Source organism: Streptomyces alkaliphilus (genome assembly GCF_014141535.1).
GTDB classification, from domain to species: domain Bacteria; phylum Actinomycetota; class Actinomycetes; order Streptomycetales; family Streptomycetaceae; genus Streptomyces; species Streptomyces alkaliphilus.
The window spans coordinates 1-4375 of record NZ_VKHT01000409.1 but is presented as its reverse complement, the minus strand read 5'-3'; the positions used below and the strand labels follow the sequence as shown (position 1 = coordinate 4375).

At 74.2% G+C, this 4375-nt stretch carries 5 protein-coding genes; 3 read left to right on the top strand and 2 right to left on the bottom strand.

Annotation, left to right across the window (positions count from 1 at the left end; genetic code table 11):
* Nucleotides 1–111: 111 nt before the first annotated feature.
* The 3 genes from galE to idi all read left to right on the top strand — a co-directional run bounded on the left by galE (nucleotide 112) and on the right by idi (nucleotide 3026).
* Complete coding sequence (galE, locus tag FNQ90_RS13955) at nucleotides 112–1140, top strand: UDP-glucose 4-epimerase GalE (RefSeq protein WP_182606677.1); 1029 nt, start codon at nucleotides 112–114, stop codon at nucleotides 1138–1140.
* Between the two features lie 185 nt (nucleotides 1141–1325).
* On the top strand, nucleotides 1326–2261 hold the full coding sequence (locus tag FNQ90_RS13950) for a cation diffusion facilitator family transporter (protein ID WP_182606676.1): 936 nt from the start codon (nucleotides 1326–1328) through the stop codon (nucleotides 2259–2261).
* Nucleotides 2262–2456: 195 nt separating this feature from the next.
* Nucleotides 2457–3026 (top strand): isopentenyl-diphosphate Delta-isomerase, encoded by a 570-nt coding sequence (gene idi, locus FNQ90_RS13945; protein WP_228471154.1) that lies wholly within the window; start codon nucleotides 2457–2459, stop codon nucleotides 3024–3026.
* A 53-nt stretch (nucleotides 3027–3079) separates the two neighbouring features.
* Here idi and FNQ90_RS13940 read toward each other — a convergent pair whose 3' ends face one another.
* Both FNQ90_RS13940 and FNQ90_RS13935 read right to left on the bottom strand, forming a co-directional pair.
* Nucleotides 3080–3562: an ATP-binding protein gene (locus tag FNQ90_RS13940; protein WP_407699363.1), complete on the bottom strand. Its 483-nt coding sequence runs from the start codon at nucleotides 3560–3562 to the stop codon at nucleotides 3080–3082.
* Nucleotides 3563–3684: 122 nt separating this feature from the next.
* Nucleotides 3685–4275, bottom strand: a complete 591-nt coding sequence (locus FNQ90_RS13935; RefSeq protein WP_153427125.1) for an HdeD family acid-resistance protein — start codon at nucleotides 4273–4275, stop codon at nucleotides 3685–3687.
* Nucleotides 4276–4375: the final 100 nt, after the last annotated feature.

The window sequence follows — 4375 nt, the reverse complement described above, 5'->3', positions numbered from 1 at the left end:
CCTTTCCCCCGTCCCCCACCGGTCCGGCGGGGCGCCTTCCCGGTTCGGGCGGGAACACCCGCCCCCGAACGGGCGGGCGGGCGGCCGGGGCCCGGCAGTAGGCTGCCGGGCATGACGTGGCTGATCATTGGCGGCGCCGGCTACATCGGGGCGCACGTGGCCCGGGCCATGACGGCGGCCGGGGAGTCCGTGGTGGCGCTGGACGACCTCTCCTCGGGGGTGGTCGGACGCATCCCGGCGGAGGTGCCCCTGGTGCGGGGCACCGTGGCCGACCGCGCGCTGCTGGACCGGACCCTGGCCGAGCACGCGGTGGACGGCGTGGTGCACCTGGCCGCCCGCAAGGAGGTCGCCGAGTCGGTGGCCGACCCCCTGCGCTACTACCGCGACAACGTGCACGGTCTCGCCGTGTTGCTGGAGGCGGTGGTCGCGGCGGGGGTGGGCCGTTTCCTGTTCTCCTCCTCGGCCGCGGTCTACGGCACGCCGCCGGACGACGCGCCGGTGACCGAGGAGACGCCGTGCCGGCCGGTGAACCCCTACGGGGAGACGAAGCTGGCCGGTGAATGGCTGGTGCGGGCCACGGGCGCGGCGCACGGCGTCGCCACCGCCTGTCTGCGGTACTTCAACGTGGCGGGGACGGCGGTGCCGGAGTTGGCGGACCGGGGTCGCTCCAACGTGGTGCCGATCTTCCTCGAGCGGTTGGCCCGCGGGGAGGCCCCGGTGATCCACGGCGGCGATTACCCGACGCCCGACGGCACCTGCGTGCGGGACTACGTGCACGTGGCGGACGTGGCGGCGGCCCACCTGGCGGCGGCACGGCACCTGACGGGGGCCCCGGCGGGATCGGACCTGACGGTGAACATCGGCACCGGCACCGGGGTCTCGGTGCGCGAGCTGGCGGTGCTGGCGGCCGAGGCGATGGGCCGGCCGGACATCGAGCCGGTGGTCGGTCCCCCGCGGGCGGGGGACCCGGCCCGGGTGGTGGCGGCGGTGGACCGGGCCCGCGAGGTGTTGGGGTTCACCGCCGCGCACGACATGCGGGAGATGCTCGTCTCGGCCCGGGAGGGGCGGCTCGCGACCGCGCCGGAAGCGGAGATCCCGCAGGTCACGAAGGTGAACGAAAGAGCAGGTCAGAGAGGATGACAACGGTTTTCGGCGTCGCGTTGCCCGATACCCCCGGGGCGTAGTTCACTGGGCCCCGGCCCCGGCGGTTCGCCGGGTCTCCCGGCCGGGCATGCGTCGGGGTGCCGTGGCGTTGTGCCGAGGGGCCCGTCGGGGCTTCCCGGCGCGACGGGCCCGGGGACGACGAGCGCGCGGAGGCTGGACGCATGGGAGCCGGACACCACCACGGCCACACCGGTACGGGCGGTGGGGGCACCGCCGGCGCGGCGCACCGGGGCCGGCTGTGGATCGCGCTCGGTATCGCCTGTCTGCTGCTGGTGGCCGAGGCGATCGGCGCGGCCCTGACCGGCTCGCTGGCCCTGCTGGCCGACGCCGGTCACGTGGCCACCGACGTGATCGGCCTGGGCGCCGCGCTCTTCGCCATCCACCTGGCCAACCGTCCGACGGCGGCGCGGCGCACCTTCGGTCTGGCCCGCGCGGAGATCCTCGCCGCGCTGTTGAACTGCGTGCTGTTGCTGGGGGTCGGCGGGTACATCCTGATCGAGGCGATCGACCGGTTCCGGAACCCGGCGCAGGTGCCGGGCGGACTCACCATCGCCTTCGGTCTGCTGGGGTTGGCGCTCAACGGCGTCTCGCTGGCGCTGCTGATGCGCGGACAGCGGGAGAGCCTGAACGTGCGCGGCGCCTTCCTGGAGGTGCTGGCCGACGCGCTGGGTTCGCTGGCGGTGGTCGCGGCGGCCGTGGTGATCCTGGTGACGGGGTGGCAGTACGCCGACCCGGTCGCCTCCCTGGTGATCGCGGGGCTGATCGTCCCGCGCACCCTGCGGTTGGCCGGGGAGGCGCTGGAGATACTGCTGGAGGCCGCTCCGCGTGGGGTGGACCCGGACGAGGTCCGCGAGCACATGCTGGGCGTGGAGGGGGTGCGGGAGGTCCACGACGTGCACCTGTGGACGATCACCTCGGGGATGCCGGTGGTCTCGGCGCACGTGGTGGTGGCGCCGGAGGTGTTGGGAGCGGTGGAACACGAACGCGTCCTGCACGACCTGCGGGAGTGCCTGGGCGGGCACTTCGCGGTGGAGCACTGCACCTTCCAGCTGGAGCCGGCGGGGCACGCGCGGCACGAGGCCGGGGTCTGTCACTGAGCGACGGCGGACCCCCGGCGCCGGCCCGGGGCGGGGCGGGGCGCGCGGGAGCGCGCGAAAGGCGCCCGGGGGTGGGTGCCTGCCGCCCGGGGACCGGTGGGGCACACTGGGTCGGGTGGTCGGACGTCCCCGGGGCGCCGGCCCGATCCGTCCCGCGGCCCGGCCGCGACCCGCACCGTGAGCGGAAAGGCTCCCATGTCCCGCAGCACCACCCCACCCGCCGAGCCGATCATGCTGGAACTGGTCGACGAGGAGGGACGGACCGTCGGCGTCGAGGAGAAGCTGGCCGCCCATCGTGCCCCCGGGCTGCTGCACCGCGCGTTCTCCGTCTTCCTCTTCGACGCGGAGGGGCGTCTGCTGCTCCAGCGGCGGGCGAAGGAGAAGTACCACTCCCCCGGCGTGTGGTCGAACACCTGCTGCGGTCACCCGTACCCGGGCGAGCCCCCGTTCCTGGCCGCCACCCGTCGCACGGTGGAGGAGCTGGGCGTGGCGCCCGCCTCGCTGCGGGCGGTGGGGACCGTGCGCTACAACCACCCCGACCCGGCCTCGGGTCTGGTGGAGCAGGAGTGGAACCACCTCTTCGCCGGGCGGGTGGAGGAGGCCCCGCGTCCCGACGCGGCCGAGATCTGCGAGATCGATTTCGTGACGCCGCACGCTCTGGCGGAGCGGCGCGCCGAGGGGCCGTTCTCGGCCTGGTTCGGCACCGTCCTGGACGCCGCCCTGCCGGGCATCCGGGAGGTTACGGGTGGCACGGGCGGTTGGTGAGCCCCTCCCCCGGTGACGCCGGGCCGGTGGGTCCGGGATCCGGCCCCACCGGCTCAGCGCACGGGCACCGGGGCCATCGGCATCGCGGCCCAGACCACCTTGCCCCCCAAAGGGGTGGGTTCCACGCCGCAGGTGCCGCCGGCCTCGGCGGAGATCTCCCGCACCAGGAGCAGGCCCCGGCCGCCGGTGCGCTCACGATCGGGCTCGGCGTACAGGGCGGTGGGACGGTAGGGGTGGCGGTCCTCCACCGAGACGCGGATCCAGCCGCCGCCGAAGGCGACCTCCACCCCGATCTCGGGGGTGAGCAGGGCGGCGTGCCGGACGCCGTTGGTGACCAGCTCCGAGAGGATGAGCAGCACGCCGTGGAGCAGGTCCTCGGAGACCGGCGCGCCGCGCTCCCGGACGAGCGCGCGCACCGCGCGGCGGATCTGCGGCACGGAGGCGTCCACCGGGGCGACGGTGAAGCGCCAGGCGCTCTCCTCCGCACCGGACGCGGGAGGGGTGTGGTGGGTCGAAACGCTCGCTCGGCTGTCCATCATGCCCGGCACCGATCCCTCTCGTGACGGCCCGCCGATCGGGGATTCCGATCGGCTCCTCTTCGGGGTCACCCCTACGAGTGTTGGCACATGCCAGAGCCCCATGACGCAGTGTTGGAAACTCAGCGCATATCTGCGTCTTTTGACGTATCCGGACCGGACTTGACCGACCGATTCGGCCCGGGTGTGACCAATCCGATCAATCGACGACCCCCGACCCCCGCCGCGATCAGACTCAGACCGTCGAAGAGCAGGGCGAGCGAGAAGAAGGTCCCCAGCACGTACCGGGAACCATCGGGCCAGTCCACCAACACCAGCACCCCCAACAGGACCCCGAAGGCCCCCTGCACCAGGGTCCACACCGTCTGCGGCCCGCGCACCACGAAGGCGCCGACCAGACGGTACACACCGGCCGCCAGGAAGAGCAGCGCGGCGAAGGCCGTCAAGCCCTCGGCCCCGACGTCCGGGAAGCGGATGAGGATCACCCCCGCCGCCGCGTTCAACGCCCCCACCACCAGCCCGAGCCACACGAAGCGCGTGCCCCGCGCCGCCACCGCGTGCAGCAGGCCCACACAACCGCCGAGCAGCAGCAGCCAGCCGAAGAGCAGCACGGTGGTCACGGTCGCCAGCGCGACGTACCCGAGGCCGACCAGTCCGGCGGCCACCAGCACGCAGCCCAGCACGGTCAGTCGACCGAGGTCCCGGCGCACCAGCCGGGCTGTCTCGCCCTCCGCGCCGGTGCCCGGGTCCCTCCCCCGGCCGTTACCGCTTCCGTTGCCGTCTCCACCGCCCCTGTCTCCACCGCCCCTGTCC